This is a genomic window from Stenotrophomonas sp. 57, from assembly GCF_030291075.1.
In the GTDB taxonomy this organism is placed as follows: domain Bacteria; phylum Pseudomonadota; class Gammaproteobacteria; order Xanthomonadales; family Xanthomonadaceae; genus Stenotrophomonas.
Window position 1 is genome coordinate 3,493,161 of the sequence record NZ_CP127407.1, and the last position, 17,520, is coordinate 3,510,680.

The 17,520-nt window shown below is 67.3% G+C and carries 13 protein-coding genes; 2 read left to right on the plus strand and 11 right to left on the minus strand.

Going from position 1 to position 17,520, the window contains the following annotated elements; genetic code table 11:
* Positions 1-28: 28 nt before the first annotated feature.
* The 6 genes from QP512_RS16120 to QP512_RS16145 form a co-directional block, all read right to left on the minus strand.
* Positions 29-625, minus strand: coding sequence for a GNAT family protein (locus tag QP512_RS16120; protein ID WP_286069646.1), 597 nt, complete (start codon positions 623-625; stop codon positions 29-31).
* On the minus strand, positions 618-3,743 hold the full coding sequence (locus QP512_RS16125; protein WP_286069647.1) for an efflux RND transporter permease subunit: 3,126 nt from the start codon (positions 3,741-3,743) through the stop codon (positions 618-620). Before QP512_RS16125 ends, QP512_RS16120 begins: the two co-directional genes overlap by 8 nt.
* On the minus strand, positions 3,740-4,846 hold the full coding sequence (locus tag QP512_RS16130) for an efflux RND transporter periplasmic adaptor subunit (RefSeq protein ID WP_286069648.1): 1,107 nt from the start codon (positions 4,844-4,846) through the stop codon (positions 3,740-3,742). The genes QP512_RS16125 and QP512_RS16130 overlap by 4 nt, the downstream gene beginning before the upstream one ends.
* Positions 4,847-5,146: 300 nt before the next feature.
* Complete coding sequence (locus tag QP512_RS16135; protein ID WP_286069650.1) at positions 5,147-7,210, minus strand: TonB-dependent copper receptor; 2,064 nt, start codon at positions 7,208-7,210, stop codon at positions 5,147-5,149.
* Between the two features lie 71 nt (positions 7,211-7,281).
* On the minus strand, positions 7,282-7,713 hold the full coding sequence (locus tag QP512_RS16140; RefSeq protein ID WP_286069651.1) for a DUF2946 domain-containing protein: 432 nt from the start codon (positions 7,711-7,713) through the stop codon (positions 7,282-7,284).
* 570 nt (positions 7,714-8,283) lie between these two features.
* The gene (locus QP512_RS16145; RefSeq protein ID WP_286069652.1) at positions 8,284-9,267 is read right to left on the minus strand and encodes a LysR family transcriptional regulator; all 984 of its coding nucleotides are present in this window, start codon (positions 9,265-9,267) and stop codon (positions 8,284-8,286) included.
* 208 nt (positions 9,268-9,475) lie between these two features.
* Between QP512_RS16145 and cysK the strand changes: the two genes are divergently transcribed.
* Positions 9,476-10,435, plus strand: a complete 960-nt coding sequence (gene cysK, locus QP512_RS16150) for a cysteine synthase A (protein ID WP_286069653.1) — start codon at positions 9,476-9,478, stop codon at positions 10,433-10,435.
* A 210-nt stretch (positions 10,436-10,645) separates the two neighbouring features.
* Positions 10,646-11,245: an O-acetyl-ADP-ribose deacetylase gene (locus QP512_RS16155; RefSeq protein ID WP_286069654.1), complete on the plus strand. Its 600-nt coding sequence runs from the start codon at positions 10,646-10,648 to the stop codon at positions 11,243-11,245.
* A 93-nt stretch (positions 11,246-11,338) separates the two neighbouring features.
* Here QP512_RS16155 and QP512_RS16160 read toward each other — a convergent pair whose 3' ends face one another.
* From QP512_RS16160 to QP512_RS16180, 5 genes are all read right to left on the minus strand, one after another.
* Positions 11,339-12,484 carry an ABC transporter substrate-binding protein gene (locus tag QP512_RS16160; protein WP_286069656.1) on the minus strand — a complete coding sequence of 382 codons (1,146 nt, stop codon included), beginning with the start codon at positions 12,482-12,484 and terminating at the stop codon, positions 11,339-11,341.
* Between the two features lie 129 nt (positions 12,485-12,613).
* Positions 12,614-13,618 carry a class I fructose-bisphosphate aldolase gene (locus QP512_RS16165; RefSeq protein ID WP_286069657.1) on the minus strand — a complete coding sequence of 335 codons (1,005 nt, stop codon included), beginning with the start codon at positions 13,616-13,618 and terminating at the stop codon, positions 12,614-12,616.
* A gap of 200 nt (positions 13,619-13,818) precedes the next feature.
* Positions 13,819-15,285 (minus strand): pyruvate kinase, encoded by a 1,467-nt coding sequence (gene pyk, locus QP512_RS16170; RefSeq protein ID WP_286069658.1) that lies wholly within the window; start codon positions 15,283-15,285, stop codon positions 13,819-13,821.
* Between the two features lie 210 nt (positions 15,286-15,495).
* Positions 15,496-16,149 carry an HAD hydrolase-like protein gene (locus tag QP512_RS16175; protein WP_286069659.1) on the minus strand — a complete coding sequence of 218 codons (654 nt, stop codon included), beginning with the start codon at positions 16,147-16,149 and terminating at the stop codon, positions 15,496-15,498.
* On the minus strand, positions 16,146-17,321 hold the full coding sequence (locus QP512_RS16180) for a phosphoglycerate kinase (RefSeq protein WP_286069660.1): 1,176 nt from the start codon (positions 17,319-17,321) through the stop codon (positions 16,146-16,148). The genes QP512_RS16175 and QP512_RS16180 overlap by 4 nt, the downstream gene beginning before the upstream one ends.
* Positions 17,322-17,520 lie beyond the last annotated feature (199 nt).

Below are 17,520 nucleotides of genomic sequence, written 5' to 3' on the forward strand. Positions count from 1 at the left end.
TCGGCTCTACAGCGACCAGCCTGCGCGCTCAGGGCAGCTGCGTGCGTACCCGGGCGAAGCGGCGCAGGTCGTGCAGCTGGCCGCGCTTGTACACCGCGCAGCGGGCCGTGCCCTCTTCACTGAAGCCGTTGGCCAGCAGCACGCGGGCCGAGCCTTCGTTGAAATCCAGGACCTCGGCCTGCAGCCTGAACAGGCGCAGCTCGTCCATCACCCAGGGGGCGAACAGGGCCACGACGCGGGTCATGACGCCCTGGCCCCAATGGGCCTGACCCAACCAGTATCCCAATTCGGCTGCATGCCCGCGCTCGGCCGTGCCCGGCTGCGCGCCGATACTGCCGCAGGCGTGGCCATCGATCACGATGGCCAGGTTGAGGGTGCCGGGGGCGAGCACGCGGCCGGCCAGGAAGGCCTCGCCGTCCTCGCGGGTGTACGGGTAAGGGAAGCGGTCACGCAGGCCGCGCGAAACGTCCGGGTCGTTGGCGTGGCGCAGCAGGGACGCGAGGTCGTCTGGGTGCCAGGGGCGCAATCGGAAGCCATTGCCGTCGAGGTCTGGGGTCAGAGCCCTTTCCCGTTGGGAAAGGGATCCGCCCCCCGGTCCGATCCTGTCGGCGCGAGGGTCAGGCATGCCCGCCCACCGAGGGCGACTCGGCTTCCTGCTTCTCCAGTTCGCGCTTCACTGCTTCCGGCGAGCGGGTGTACGGGGCCAGCCGCGCGTAGAACGCCGGCACCACGAACAGCGACAGGAACGTCGAGAGGGTCACGCCGAAGATGATCACGATGCCGATGGTGCCGCGGCTGGCCGAGCCAGGGCCACCGGCCACCACCAGCGGGATCGCACCCACCACGGTGGCGATCGAGGTCATCAGGATCGGGCGCAGGCGCACCATCGCCGATTCGATGATCGCCTCGCGCACGGTGCGCCCGTCGTCGCGCAGCTGGTTGGCGAATTCGACGATGAGGATGCCGTTCTTCGCCGCCAGGCCGACCAGCATGACGATGCCGATCTGGCTGAAAAGATTCACCGTGCCCCCGCTCACCCACAGGCCGACCAGCGCGCCGAGCACGCCCAGCGGCACGGTCAGCATGATGGTGAGCGGGTGGATGAAGCTTTCGAACTGGGCGGCCAGCACCAGGTACACCACCAGCAGGGCCATCGCGAAGGTCAGCAGCACCGCGCCACCGGCGCTCTGGTACTCGCGCGATTCGCCCTTCCAGTTCACCTGCGCGTACTGCGGCAGCTCTTCGCGGGCCACGTTCTGCGCCCAGGCAATGGCCTCGCCCAGCGGATAGCCCGGCGCAAGGCCGGCGGTGATGGTGATCGAGCGCAGGCGGTTGAAGCGGTTCAGCGTGCCCGCCTCGGCCACTTCACTGAGCGTGACCAGGTTGGACAGCGGCACCAGCTCGCCGGAGGTGGCGCGCACGCGGATCGCGGCCAGGTCGGCCGGGCTGGCGCGACCATCGCGGCCGGCCTGCACCAGCACGTCGTACTCCTCGCCGTTGTCGACGAAGGTGGTGACGCGGCGCGAGCCCATCATGGTTTCCAGCGCCGAACCGATCGCGGTGACCGGCACGCCGAGATCCGCCGCACGCTGGCGGTCGATGTTCACCCGCATCTGCGGCCGGGTTTCCTTGTAGTCCGAATCCGGGCCGACCAGGCCCGGATTGTCGGCCATGCGCAGCAGGACGCGGTCGCGCCACTGGGCGATTTCCGCGTATTCCGGCCCACCCAGCACGATCTGGAAGGGCTGGCCACCACTGCGCACCAGTCCGCCGCCCACCTGCGTACGCACACGCACGCCGCGGATCGTGTCCAGTTCCTTCTGCAGTTCATTGGCCACATCCGGCGTGGCCTCGCTGCGCTGGCGCCACGGCTGCAGGAAGATGCTGACGCGGCCGGTGTGCATTTCCTCGCTGGCCCCCCAGCCACCCGGCACGCGCGGGTTGGCGCGCACGATCGGCTTGTCCGGGCCGACATGCGGGGCCAGCAGCGCTTCCACCTGCTGCACCTGCTGCACGGTGTAGTCGTAGCCGGCGCCCTCCGGGCCGTCGATCATGATCTGGAACGAACCGCGGTCTTCAGCCGGCGCCAGCTCCGACGGCAGCAGTTTCAGCAGGCCCCAACTGGCAGCCAGCGCGGCCACCATCACCAGCAGGTAGATCCAGGTGCGGTCCACATGATGGTCGAGCACGCGCCCGTAGCCCGAGGCCAGACGTTCCAGATTGCGGTTGATGAAGCCATGCAGGCCACGCGGTGCCTGACCCGTGTGCGGCTTGAGCAGCTTGGACGCCATCATCGGCGTCAGCGTCAGCGCCACGAACGCGGACAGCGCCACCGCTGCCGCCAGCGCCACCGCCAGTTCGCGGAACAGGCGGCCGGTATTGCCTTCCAGGAAACCGACCGGCAGGAACACCGCAACCAGCACTGCGGTGGTGGCGATCACCGCGAAGGCGACCTGCGTGGTGCCGCGCTTGGAGGCCACCAGCGGTGGCTCGCCCAGATCGATGCGGCGCTGCACGTTCTCCACCACCACGATCGCGTCGTCCACCACCAGGCCGATGCACAGCACCAGAGCGAGCAGGGTCAGCAGGTTGATCGAGAAGTCGAACGCATACAGTGCGATGAACGCGGCCACCAGGCAGACCGGCACGGTCACCGCCGGAATCAGTGCGGCGCGGAAGCTGCCGAGGAACAGCCAGATCACCGCCAGCACCAGGATCATCGCCTCCACCAGCGTGGCGTAGACGCGGTCCACGGCGGCTTCGATGAAGGTGGTGTTGTCGAACGCAACAAAGATCTGCGTGCCCTTGGGCAGCGACAGCGCCACACGCTCGGCTTCAGCACGCGCGGTGCGCGCCACATCCAGCGAGTTGGCGGTGGAGGTCTTGACGATGCCCAGGCCGATGCCCGGCTCACCGTTGCTGCGGTAGTAAGCGCGACGCTCGGCCGAGGCCAGCTCGATCTTCGCCACGTCGCCCATGCGCACCACATAGCCATCGCGGCCCTTGCCCAGCGGGATGGTCGCGAAGTCTTCCGGCTTGATGTAGTTGCGCTCCACGCGCAGGGTGAAATCGCGGTCGGTCGACTCGATGCGGCCGGCCGGCAGTTCCACGTTCTCGTTGCGCAGTGCGGTTTCCACATCGCCGGTGGTCAGCCCACGCGCGGCCAGCTGGTCACGGTCCAGCCAGATGCGCATCGCGTAGCGCTGGCGGCCACCGATGCGGACCTGGGCCACGCCGTCGAGGCTGGAGAAGCGGTCGACCACATAGCGGTCGGCGTAGTCGCTCAGTTCCAGCGTGTCCATGGTCGAGGAGACCATGTTGAACCAGATGATCGGGTCGGCATCGCTTTCGACCTTGGCGATTTCCGGCGGCCGCGCTTCTTCCGGCATGCGGTCGGCGACACGGCTGACCGCATCGCGCACGTCATTGGCCGCCGCTTCGATATCGCGGTTGGAAGTGAACTCGATGCTGACCTGCGAGCGGCCGTTGGTGCTGCGCGCGTTGATCGTATCAATGCCTTCGATGCCGGCCAGTGCGTCTTCCAGCACCTGGGTGATGCGGCTTTCGATGACCGCCGCCGACGCGCCGGTGTAGTCCACCGACACCGACACGATCGGCGGATCAATGGCCGGCAGTTCGCGCAGGGTCAGCCGGGTGAAGGACATCACGCCCAGCACCAGCAACAGCAGGCTCATCACCACGGCGAACACCGGCCGCTGGATGGAGACGTCGGACAGCTTCATCCGCCGTGGCCCTCGGCCGCGACCGGTGCCGGCGCGTCAGCCGGCTTCGCGCCGCTGGCCGGTGCCGCATCCTTGGCCGCGACCTTCAGGCCCGGGCGCAGCTTGCCGGTGCCGTCGACCACGATGCGCTGGCCGGCCTCCAGGCCCTGCTTGATCTCGACCACGCCGGCACGGCGCGCACCGGTCACCACGTCCACGCGCTCGACGCTGTCGTCGTTCTTGATGCGGTACACGAAGGTATCGCGGCCGACCTGCACCACGGCGATTTCCGGCACCACCAGCGCCGGGCGCTCGGGACGGAACAGGCGCACGTCCAGCAGCATGCCGGGGCGCAGTGCGTGGTCGCCGTTGGCGAAGTCGGCGCGCACGGTCACCGCACGGGTGGCCGGATCGATGCGTGCGTCGATGGTGCTGACCACGCCCTCGAAGGTACGGCCCGGCCACGCCACGCTGGTGGCACTGACCTTGTCACCGACGCCCAGCGCGGCCAGTTCCACTTCCGGCACCTGGAAATCGATGTGCATGTGCTCGATGTCGTCGAGCGTGGCGATGACCGTGGTCGGGGTCACCAGCGAGCCAGGGCTGACCTGGCGGATGCCGAGCACGCCGGCGAACGGTGCGCGCACACGGCGATCACCGATGTCGGCCTGCATCTGCATCACGCGCGCCTCAGCGGCATCACGGATCGACTTCTGCGTATCCAGCGTGGCGCTGGACACCAACCGCTGGGAGGCCAGCTCGCGCTGGCGCTTGTACAGCTGGTCGGCCTCGTGGAAGGTGGCCTGCGCCTGCACCAGCGCCGCTTCCTGGGCCTGGCCGCGCAGGGTCACGATCGGCGCACCGGCGGCGATGTGCTGGCCGCTTTCGAAATGCACCTTCTCGACGATCTCGCTGACCTTGGCGGTGACGCTGATCGACTCGCGCGCCTTGGCGGTGCCCAGTGCCTGCAGGGTGTCGTTCCACTGCGTGGGCTGCACGACCTGCGCGGTAACCGGCACTGCTTCGCCCTGCCGACGCGCGGCGGCCTCCTGTTTGCCTGCGCACCCGGCCAGCACGGCCAGGCTGAGGCCAAGGGCCAGGGTCGAAGCGATACGAGCCAACATGAACGGTCCTGATTGATCCACGGCCGCCGAGTGTAGGCAAGGGCCTGCAAAAGCGGTATGTGCCAAGCGTTTACCGGCGTGGAGCCGGCACCGCGATGGCGCCTTGAACCCGTTCCATGCAAGGCTGATGGCGGCGGTGTCGGCGTGTGTCGGGGTGTATCCAGCCGTGCACCGCAGGCATTGCCGTCGTAGAGTCGAAGCTGCCCGACCGAGGGCGTTGGGCAGGGGGCGGATCCTGGCGGGGATCCGGCCCCGTTTTTTTGCCCGGCGCGTGGGCAGCGCCAGGCCATGCCCGGCGGATCAGTACCGGTAGTTCACCTTCATCCACAGGCTGCGCCCGGGCTCGTTGATGCGCAGCGGGTCGGCCGGGAAGCCGAAGTCGGCACTGCCGGCCAGGTTCAGGTGCTCGCTGTAGGCGCGGTCGAACACGTTGTCCACGCCCGCACTGAGCTGCAGTTGCGAACTGAAACGGTACGCCGCATTGAGCGCGAACGTGGCGAAGCCGGCACTGGGCCCCAGGTCCTGCGCGACCACGTTGCCCTGCCCGTCGGCCACGCGGTGCTGGTGGGTCACCGCGCGCAGCAGTGCCCCGGCACTCCAGCGCTGGCCTTCCCAGTTCGCACTCAGACGCGCTTCCAGCGGCGGCATCTGCGGCAGCGGACGCTGCTGGTCGCGGTTCTCGCCCCAGGCGTAGGCCAGCGTGCCCCCCAGCTTCCACTGTTCGGCCAGGCTCACTTCCAGCCCCGCCTCGGCACCAGCGATGCGCGCATCGATGTTGCCGGCCTGGCTCATGCCCATCATGCCGCTGCCGTGATAGGTGAACAGGATGTAGTCCTGGATCTGCCCGGCGTAGGCCGAGACCCAGGCCTGCACGCGCGGGCCCTTGTACTGCAGGCCGACGTCCAGCTGGGTGGTGCGCTCCGGCTGGATGCCGGCAAACGCGTTCGGTGCACCGGCCGGGCCGTGATCGGGCGAGAACAGCTCCCAGTAGTCGGGCATGCGCTGGCTGTGGCCGAGACCGGCATACCCGGTCAAGCCATCGGCCAGGTCCTGTTCGTAACGCAGGAAACCACTGCCCAGCCATTTCTTGCGGCGTTGGCCCGACGTCGGATTGGGCATGTTCCCCATCATGCCGCGGATCGACTGCCGCTCATCGCGCACGCTGGCGCGATCGATGCGCAGGCCACTGATCCAGCGCTGGTCGGTGCCGGCGCCCAGCGTCAGTTCGGTGAACACGCCATAGCGGCGGAAGTCGGCATCGGTCGCCCACGCGGCCTGGCGGTAGGTATCGCGGCCCATGCCCATGCGCCCGCGATGGCGGCTGTCCTCGCCATCCACACCGGCCACCAGCTGCACGTCCTGCCAACGCCACTCGGAACTGACCCGGCCGCCCTGGGTACGGCGGTCCACGTTCGATGCCATCGGCATCGGCATCATGCTGTCGGGATTCGGCGTGCGCAGCGTGTAGTTGTCCATCACGTGGTCGGCTTCGTTGTAGTACACGTTGGCCTGCACCGTGTCCCACGCGCCCGGCAGGTTGCGCTTCTCGAAGCGTGCCGCGTAGCTGGTGCGCTCGAACGCGGCGCCGTCCATGCCACGCCCGGCATAGCGCGCGATCGCATCGCCGGCACCGGCGGAGATTTCCAGCAGCGTATCGGCGTCCGGCGTCCAGCCGATGGCCACGTCACCGTTCCACTTGCGCCACTTCGACGGCACCACGTCACCGTGGCCATCCTTGTAGTCATCGGCTTCGGAACGGTTGCCGCTGGCACGCACGTACCCGGTCGGGTTGCCCAGGGTCAGGTCCAGCACCTGGTCGTTGCGGTTGCGCGAACCGACCAGCGCACTGGCATCGGCACGCAGGCCCGGTTCTTCGAAGCGCGGCGTGTCGCGCTCGAAGCGCACGGTACCGGCCGACGCACCTGCACCCCAGCGCACGCTCTGCGGCCCCTTGATGATGGTCAGCCGGTCGAAGCTCTCCGGCGCGATGTAGGACAGCGGATTGTCCATGCGCGACGGGCAGGCACCGATCAGGTTGCCGTCGTTGCTGAGGATGTTCAGGCGCGAACCGAACATGCCGCGCAGCACCGGGTCGCCATTGGTGCCGCCGTTGCGGATGGCGGAGAAGCCGGGAACGGTCTTCAGGTAATCGGCGCCATCACTGGCCGGCACCGGCTGCCGCGGCAGGCGCGGATCGGTCACCCAGTGCAGCGGCGAGGACGGTGCGGCGGCGGTGACCACCATCGTGTCGAGGGTGCGCGCTTCTTCGGCGGGCGCAGCGTGGGCCAGTGACGTGGCCACGGCCAGGCCAAAGGCAACCGGCAGGCGCACGCAGGCGCCCGCAGGGCGGGAAGTCATCTTCATCGGAACAGCTCCAAGGTACGCACGCGCGCATGGCGCCCGGTCAGGCGTCGTGCGACAGATTCACGGGAATATCAGCGGACGATGGAGACGCGTGGTGGCCCACGTGCCGCATGTGCTGGCCAGTGCAGCGCGGGCAGTACCTGCTGCGACCACGGGAACACCAGGCGCGGCCGCCACAACAGCGGCAACAGCAGCACCAGCACCGCCAGCCACGGCAGCAGGCGCATCGCCAGCACGCAGTACTCGCAGGCTTCGCCGTGCATGGCGTGCGGATCGGCCGGGCGGTTGGGCGCTGCCGGCGCAGCGCCGTGCTGATCGTGCCCGGCCATGGGCATGTCGTGCATGTCATGGCCCATCGCGGCGTGGTCCATGCCCGCCATCGCCGCGTGATCCATCGGCTGCGGTTGCAGCGCGCGGCTGACCAGTGGCGCAAGCACCATCAGCAGCGTCGCCAGGATGGCGAGCTGGAGCAGAAGGCGCTGCGGGCGGGACTGGCGGGTCACCCCGCTAGTGTAGAGGCGGGTGCAGGGTTGCCCGTGCGACGAACCGTCGCAGGAGGAGGTTTGTCGGCAGGGCTTGCAGCCCTGCACCTGCCGAATCAACGTCAATGTCAACGTCAAAAGCGGGCAATCCGTGGGATGGCGGGGTGGGTCCGGTTGCGGGAGACGCCGTAAACCCGTCCTTGGGGGCTTGGCCGCGGCATCCATGCCGCGGACACTCCCGCAACCGGACCCACCCCGCCTTTGACAGTTTTCAGCGATCTGTCAGAACGACTCTCGGGGTCAGATCCGTTTTCCGAAGGAAAACGGATCTGACCCCAGATGTATCTCGATATCTGACAGATGTGTCGACCAAGGTCGACACATGCCAACAGCCGCCGGAATCTGTCAGAGGTGGGGCGGTGTGGGCAGTCAGGACCGATGGCGCCATCGAGCCCCCATGGATGGGTTTACGGCGTGTCCTGCCTGCCCACACCGCCCCGCCAACCCACGGAATGCCGCTTCTGCTGTTGCTGTTGCTGTTGCTTTGGTCCGCAGCAGGTGCAGGGCTGCAAGCCCTGCTCGACCAACCCATCACACCGTGATGGTCTGGGTCAGCGATTCCCACGTCGGCGGCACCGGCCACGCGGCGGTCTGGTTGCCATCCAGCACCCGCCGTAGGTCGCGCGGATCAATCTGCGGCGCCAGCACATGCACCAGTTCCAGCGCGTAATCACGCAGCACCCGGTCGCGCGGCAGCACCGCCCAGGCGATGCACTCGCTGATCGGGTCCGGCGCCGGCCACGATCTCAGGTCTTCGTCGTTGGAACTGACCGCCATCTCAGCCAGCAGCCCCACGCCCAGCCCGGTGCGCACGTAGGTCTTGATCAGGTCGGCGTCGAGCGCGGTCAGTGCCAGGTCCGGCACCAGACCGTGAGCAGCGAAGGCGCGCTGCAACGACGAGTTCGGGCGGGTCGAGGATTCGTAGCTGATCAACGGTTGGCGGGCCAGCGCGGCCAGGTCCGGTGCACGACCGGCGCGATCCAGCGGATGGCCCTTGGGCACCACCACCAGCCGTCGCCAGCGGAACAGCGGTACCGCGATGCCATCGGTGGGTTCGCCACCGGCAGTACTGATGATCGCGATATCGGCATCGCCCTGGTTCAGGCGGTCCAGCGCGTCGGCTTCGCCGGCCTGCTGCAGGTGCACGCTCACCTGCGGGTAGGCCTGCTTGATTGCTGCCACCGCGGGCGGCAGCACGAAGCGTGCCTGGGTGTGGGTGGTGGTCAGGATCAGCTGGCCCTGGCTTTCACGGCGCTGGTTGGCGGCATAGGTGCGGATGTTGTTGGCCTCGGCCAGCACCGCGCGGGCGCGGGCGATGACCTCGGTGCCGGCCGGCGTGACCGACTCCAGGCTGCGGCCCTTGCGCACGAACAACAGGAAGCCGAGCTCGTCCTCCAGCTGCTTGAGCTGCTTGGACAGGCCGGGCTGGGTGGCGTGCACGCGCGAGGCGGCCAGCGTGATGTTCAGCTCGGCGTCGGCGATGGCAACCAGGTAGCGCAGCTGGGTCAGCGTCATGGGCAGGCGGGCGGCGTGGGGCGGAGGTCCACTCTAGGGTCAATTGCCGTCACCAGCTTATAACCAAAGGTTGTTTAAGAAAGGTATCTGGTCATTTCCGGGCGTCATATGCCGGCGCTACGGTCAGCCGGCAGCCGCTGGCCTGAACAGCCAGCCCTCCCCCTTCGCCCGCCGAAGCCCGGCGCGGCCCCGTTTCCGGAGCGCTTCCATGGCCCTGTACGACTCCATCCTCGATACCGTCGGCAACACCCCCATCGTCAAGCTGCAGCGCCTGGCGCCGCCGCAGGTCAGCCTCTACGCCAAGGTCGAGTCGTTCAACCCGGGCGGCTCGGTGAAGGACCGCCTGGCGCTGGCGATCATCCTCGACGCCGAAGCGCGCGGCGTACTCAAGCCGGGCGACACGATCGTGGAGGCCACCTCCGGCAACACCGGCGTTGCCTTGGCGATGGTGGCCGCCGCGCGCGGCTACAAGTTCGTGGCGACGATGGTCGAGACCTTCTCGGTGGAACGCCGCAAGCTGATGCGCGCGTATGGCGCGAAGGTGATCCTGACCCCGGCCGCCGAACGCGGCAGCGGCATGGTGCGCAAGGCGCGCGAACTGGCCGAGCAGCATGGCTGGTTCCTGGCCAGCCAGTTCGCCAACCCCGCCAATCCGAAGTATCACCGCAACACCACCGCCGCCGAAATCCTGCGCGACTTCGCCGGCAAGCGGCTGGACTACTTCGTCAGCGGCTGGGGCACCGGCGGCACGCTCACCGGCGTCGGTGATGTACTGAAGGTTGCGCGCCCGCAGACCCGCATCATCGCCACCGAGCCGGCCGGCGCCGCACTGCTGAAGGGCGATGACTGGAAGCCGCACAAGATCCAGGGCTGGACGCCGGACTTCGTGCCGGATGTACTCAACCGCGATGTGGTGGACGAGCTGGTGTCGGTGGACGATGACCGCGCGATCGCTACGGCACGTCGACTGGCCGCGGAGGAAGGCATCTTCGTCGGCATCTCCGCCGGCGCCACCGTGGCCAGCGCGCTGGACGTCGCTGCCCGCGCTGAACCGGGCTCGGTGATCCTGGCGATGCTGCCGGACACCGGTGAACGCTATTTCTCCACGCCGCTGTTTGCTGATGTGAATGAGGGCTCCGACGACGATTGGCTGGCCGGCCTGCCGTGACACCCGGGGTCAGAGCCTTTTCCATCCGGAAAAGGCTCTGACCCCGTTCTGCTTCAGCCTGCGTGAAGGCGCCGCCCGCCATCGTGCCTGGAAGCCGTCGGATCGCAGCGCGTGAGACGGTCATGACGCAGTATCGATGCCCTGTCCCCTACCGTGGGAACAGCCGGCGCAGATGCTGCGCGGATCACCTCACAGGCAGGAGACGGACGCATGAAGATCGAAGTTTGGCAGGGCGACATCACGACCCTGGCGGTGGATGCGATCGTCAACGCGGCCAACGAAACACTGCTCGGTGGTGGCGGTGTCGACGGCGCGATCCATCGTGCAGCCGGCCGCGCATTGCTGGCCGAATGCGAGCGGCTGCCGGAGCTGCGCCCGGGCGTGCGTTGCCCGACCGGCGAAGTGCGCGCCACCGGTGCCTATGCACTGCCGGCACGCCATGTGCTGCACACGGTCGGGCCGGTCTGGCACGACGGCCAGCGCGATGAACCGGCACTGCTGGCCAACTGCTACTGGAAGTCGCTGCAGCTGGCCGAGTCGCTGGGCGTGCAGTCGATCGCATTCCCGGCCATCAGCTGCGGCGTGTATGGCTATCCGCTGTACCAGGCCGCACAGATCGCAGTGACGGAAACGCTGGCATGGCAGCGCAGCCACGCGCAACCGATGCGCATCGTGCTGGTCGCGTTCAACACGGCCACCGCCAAGGCCTACCAGCAGGCGCTGGCCGTCGCCGGCCAGAGCACGGAAAACGAGCCACGCGGCACGATGCTGCCGCCGCTCAGCGATGCAGGCCTTGCCGCTGCGCATTGAAATCCGACGCAGCATGGAAAAGAAAAGGCCGGGCATTGCCCGGCCTTTTTGCGTTGCACCGTTGATGTCATCCACGCGTGGCGTGGATCACGTTCAACGGCTGGCAGCCTCCACCGCAGCAGCGTCATCGGCCGAGGCGGCTGCAGCGTCGGCAGCAGCGCGGGCCGCGGAGGCCGCAGCACCGTCAGCGCTGGCACCATCCACCTGCACGCGCACTTCCACCAGGCCGGCGGCGTCGTTCAGGCTCGACACGTCGACGGTATAGTGACCGGCTGGCAGGGTCTCTTCCAGGCGCGCATTGGTGCCGTTGCCACCGTCGTCGTCGGTCAGTTCGACATCGCCACCGACCACGCGCAGTACGGTATCGACCTGGCTGGAGATCGCATCCATGCGCACGTCGGCGGGACGATCCAGGGTCAGCAGGAAGCGGCGGCGGCCTTCGTTGTCCAGCATGGTGTACACGCTGCCCGACTTCGGCAGCGCAGTGCCATCGCGCTCAACCAGGTTGCCCGGCAGCTCGATGCGGTTGGCCGACAGGGTGAACATGCCATTGACCCCGTTGCCGAGACCACGCGCGGTCAGGGTGTACTTGCCCGGCTTCAGCGACAGGCTCAGGCGCGAGTTGGTGCTGTCGTTGCCATCGTCGTTTTCTGCTTCAACGCCCTGGCCCGACAGCTTCAGCACCGGATCGAACACATCCGACACCAGGCGGATTTCGTACAGGCCGGCCTTGTCCACCTGCAGGGTGTAGTCCTGCGAGTCACTGGCCAGCATGTCCACGATTTCGCCACTGCCCGCCAACGGCTTGCCGTCGTAGGGTTTCAGCTTCTCGGCGCGCAGGCGATACGGACCAAAGGCGGTCGGGCCATCGGCATTGACCGCTACCTGGTAGGTGCCGCCACCATTGGCACGGAACGCCAGCGAGACGTCGCCTTCGCGCTCGTAACCGGTGTTGCTGGTGGAAACGAGGCTGCCGTTGTTGAACACGGCGATCGAGCCGCTGAGCGCACCGGTGAGCTTCAGGCCGACCAGGTCCTTGTCTTCCAGCTTGATCTGGTAGAGCTGGTGATGGCTGCCGTCGTTGAAGTTGATGCCACTGCGCGAGGTGATCTCGCCAGACACCGGCTTGTCGAAATCGAGGGACGCGGCCTTGCCTGCGTCACCACTGCTGCCGATGCGGTTGCAACCGCCGGCGACCAGGACCGCAGCAACGGTCAGTGTGAGTGCTGCCAAACGCATGTTGTTTCTCCTTGGCCTTCCATGTAGTTCCCGCGTGCCGGCCAGGCGCGCGGGGCCGGAAACGATACCCGCAAAAGCAAACGCCGGCGTGATGCCGGCGTTGCCCTGTTCATCCAGCGATGGGACGGATCAACCGTTCCACTTGCCCAGCGCAGCCAGGCCGTTGTCCCTGGCGCGCTCGTACACGGTCTTCTGGGCAGCGGCGTAGTTGCCCTTCATGTCCTTGGCCCACAGCTTCAGTGCGGCCTGCTGCATGGCGCGGCCATAGGAGAAGCTCAGCGGCCACGGCAGGTTGCCCAGCTGGTTCATCGCGTTCAGGTGTTCGGTCGACTGCTCGTCGCTCTGGCCACCGGACAGGAACACCACGCCCGGCAGGATCGCCGGCACGGTGCTCTTCAGGCACATCACGGTCGATTCGGCCACTTCCTCGACGTCGGCCTGCTCATCGCAGTTCTTGCCGGAGATGACCATCGACGCCTTCAGGATGGTGCCTTCCAGCAGCACGTTCTGCTGGTACAGCGCGTCGAACAGCGAACGCAGGGTGGCTTCGGTGACTTCGTAGCAGGTCTCGATGTCGTGGTCGCCGTCCATGATCACTTCCGGCTCAACCATCGGCACCAGGCCGCATTCCTGGCACAGGGCGGCATAACGGGCCAGCGCGTGCGCGTTGGATTCGATGCAGGTGCCCGACGGAATGCTCTCGCCGATGTTGATGACCGCACGCCACTTGGCGAAACGGGCGCCCAGCTTGTAGTACTCCTGCAGGCGCTCGCGCAGGCCGTCCAGGCCTTCGGTGACCAGCTCGCCCGGGCAGCCGGCCAGCGGGTGCGCACCCTTGTCCACCTTGATGCCCGGAATCATGCCGTGGTCGGCCATGTACTTGGCGAACGGCACGCCGTCCTTGGTCGACTGGCGGATGGTTTCGTCGTACAGGATGGCGCCGGAAATGTGCTCGTTGAGCTTCGGCGTGGTCAGCAGCAGCTCGCGGTAGGCACGACGGTTCTCCTCGGTGTTCTCGATACCGACGCCGGCGAAACGCTTGGCGATGGTAGCGGTGGATTCGTCGATCGCGATGATGCCCTTGCCCGGGGCGACCATGGCCTGGGCGGTTTCGGCCAGCTGTTCGATGCTCATGTATTTCCTGTGGCGGGTGCGGGAAAAACGTAAGTATAGCCCCGCCACCCGTTGCCCCGGTGTCGAGGTCAGGATGGAAACGATTCCAATGTCCGCACAGGACACCGTGTGTCCTGTGCCATGGGATCAGAGCCCCTGCGGGGATCCGGCCCCGGGGTCAGATCCCCGCAGGGGCTCTGACCCTGGCCCGGCGGTTCCGCTTACAGGTCGCCCAGGCCGATGGCGCGGCCGTCGTCGCCTACTTCCAGCAGGCGCAGCGTGTTGGTAGCGCCCAGGGTTTCCATGTGTTCGCCGCTGGTGAACACCACGCGGTCGCCAGACTGCAGCAGTTCCGATTCGACCAGCAGGCGGATGCTGCCACGCGCGGCTTCGCGCGGGGTCAGGCCACGGCTGTCGAAGTTGATCGGGTAGACATCGCGCATCAGCGCCATCTGTCGGCGTGCACCGTCATGGCGGGTCACCGCGAACACCGGTGCCTTGGCGCGGAAACGCGACAGATAGCGCGCGGTACCACCGGATTCGGTCATCGCCACGATCGCGCGCACGCCCACGTGCTGCGACAGGAACATGGTGGCCATCGCAATGGCCTGGTCGGCACGTTCCAGGTTGCGCGGCGAGGCGTTGAAGTCGGTCTCGGTCTGGAACTGGCGCTCGGCGCCCAGGCAGATGCGCGCCATCGCTTCCACGGCCTTCACCGGATAGGCACCGGCGGCGGTTTCGGCCGACAGCATCACCGCATCGGTGCCATCGATGACCGAGTTGGCCACGTCCAGCACTTCGGCACGGGTCGGGATCGGGCTTTCCACCATCGACTGCAGCATCTGCGTGGCGGTGATCACCACCTTGTTCTGCGCCAGCGAGGCCTTGATGATCTTCTTCTGCAGGCCCGGCAGCTCGGCATCGCCGATTTCCACGCCCAGATCGCCACGCGCGACCATCACCACGTCGCTGGCCTCGACGATCTCTTCCAGGTTCTCGATCGCCTCGGTGCGCTCGATCTTCGACACCAGGGCCGCATCACAGCCGTGCGAGCGTGCGATGTCGCGCGCATCGTTCATGTCCTGCGCGTTGCGGCAGAACGACACGGCAATGAAGTCGACACCGATCTTGGCGACGATGCCGATCAGTTCCTTGTCACGCTCGGTCAGCGCGCCCAGCGACAGGCCGCCGCCCTGCTTGTTCAGGCCCTTGCGGTCGGACAGCACACCATCGTTGAGCACGGTGTTGACGATGCGATCGCCCTGTACTTCCACCACCTGCAGCTGCATCAGGCCGTCGTCGAGCAGCAGCACGTCGCCTGGACCCACGTCCTGCGGCAGGCCGAGGTAGCTGACACCGACCTGGCTGCTATTGCCCGGACCGGCGTTCTCGCTGGCGATCAGGTCGAAGCGGTCGCCCGCCTTCAGCTGCACCTTGCCTTCAGCGAAGCGCTCGATGCGGATCTTGGGGCCCGGCAGGTCGGCCAGAATGCCCACTTCCACGCCCACGCGGGCGGCGGCGGCACGCACTTCGGCGGCACGCTTGGCCTGGCCGGAGGGGTCACCATGACTGAAGTTGAGGCGCACCACGTTGACACCGGCGCGGAACAGATCCTCCAGCACGCCCGGCGGATCGGTGGCCGGACCGAGGGTGGCAAGGATCTTGGTGCGACGCTGACGCTCGAACATGGTGAATGGGCCTCTCCCGATAAAGAACGGAAATTAGCACATCCTTCACGCCGCATGTATACGGTTACAGCCTTGTGCTGCCTGACTCCGCGGGTCATCGAGAGGACATGGTCCGGACATACGCTGGCGCAGGGCATTCTGTAGAGCCGAGCCCATGCTCGGCTGGCCACACGCCGAAGCAGCCGAGCATGGGCTCGGCTCTACAGGCGCCTAGGCCAACAGCGTGGTCAGCTGCGCCGGCTCACGGGCCAGCTGGCCGGCACCGGCTTCGGTGAGTTCGGCTTCACCGCCGAAACCCCACAGCACGCCCACGCTTCGCAGACCGTGGTGGCGCGCGCCCTCGATGTCCATGCGGCGGTCACCGATCATCCAGCACTGCGCGGGCTGCACCTGCAGCCGACGCAGCGCTTCACCGACCAGCTCCGGCTTGTGGCTGCGCGAGCCATCCAGGGTCGAACCGACGATCTCCTCGAACAATCCGCCAAATGGCAGATGGGCGAGGATGCGCCGCGCGTGCGGCTCGTTCTTGGCCGTAACCACCGCCAGGCGGTGGCCACGACCATGCAGCGTGCGCAGCGTGTCTTCCATCAGCGGGTACACCGTGTGCTCGCGCCAACCTTCGGCGTCGAAGCGCTCGCGGTAATAGTCCACCGCCTGCTCCACCCGCGCCGGTTCACCGAACAGCGGCGCGAAGGTGGTGCGCAGCGACGGACCGATCCAGCCCAGCAGCGTTTCCTGCGCCGGTACCGGATGGTCCATCTTCTGCAGCGCATAGGCGATGCAGGCGGTGATGCCCACCTGCGAATCGATCAGCGTGCCGTCCAGGTCGAAGAACAGGACATCCTTGCCGTGGTCGGCACTCATGCGCCGCGCGCGTCGAGTGCCGCCACTGCCGGCAGGGTCTTGCCTTCCAGGAACTCCAGGAACGCGCCGCCACCAGTGGAGATGTAGCTGACGTCCTTGGCGATATCGAACTTGTCGACCGCCGCCAGGGTATCGCCACCGCCCGCGATGGAGAAGGCCGGCGAGCTGGCGATGGCGCGGGCCAGTGCTTCGGTACCCTTGCTGAAAGCTTCGAACTCGAACACACCGACCGGACCGTTCCAGACCACGGTGCCGGCCTTTTCGATCAGCTGCGCGTACTGCGCGGCGGTCTGCGGGCCGATGTCCAGGATCAGATCGTCTTCGGCAACGGCGTCGACCGCCTTCACTTCCGCAGCGGCATCAGGCAGGAACTGCTTGGCGGTGACCACGTCCACCGGCAGCGGGATGTCGGCGCCACGCGCCTTGGCATCGGCCACGATCTTCTTCGCGGTATCCAGCAGGTCCGGTTCGTACAGCGACTTGCCGACGTTGTAGCCGGCGGCGGCGATGAAGGTATTGGCGATGCCGCCACCGACGATCAGCTGATCGACCTTGCCGACCAGGTTGGCCAGCAGTTCCAGCTTGGTGCTGACCTTGCTGCCGGCCACGATGGCCAGCAGCGGCTTGGCCGGTGCATCCAGCGCCTGCGCCAGCGCGTCCAGTTCGGCCATCAGCAGCGGGCCACCGGCAGCGACCGGGGCGAAGCGGATGACGCCGTGGGTGGAGGCCTGGGCACGGTGCGCGGTGCCGAAGGCATCCATCACGAACACATCGCACAGCGCCGCGTACTTCTTCGACAGGGCTTCATCGTCCTTGCCCTCGCCGACGTTCATGCGGCAGTTTTCCAGCAGCACCAGCTGGCCCGGCTGCACGTCGACGCCGTCGACCCAGTCGCGCACCAGCGGAACCTCGCGGCCCAGCAGCTCGGACAGGCGCTGGGCGACCGGCGCCAGAGACTCGGCTTCGCTCCACACGCCTTCCTTCGGGCGCCCCAGGTGCGAGGTGACCATCACTGCGGCGCCCTGCTCCAGTGCGCGCTTGAGCGTCGGCAGCGAAGCGGTGATGCGCTGTTCGGAAGTGATGCGGCCATTCTCGATCGGCACGTTCAGATCCTGGCGGATCAGCACGCGCTTGCCGGAGAGGTCGAGGTCGGTCATGCGGACGATGGACATGGGCAACTCTTTGGCTCAGGGACGGGATGCCGGGCTACGGCAGACGGCCATTGTATCGGGTGCGGGTGGTGGGGGGGGGCGATGCCTGCGGCAGGCAGAGGCGCACGGCAACGGCAACAGCAACTGCCAAAGCGCTGGCGCTTCATGATGCTGGGGGTGGGCCGGGACGGTGTCGGATGAAGGAGGAAGGGGTCAGCTG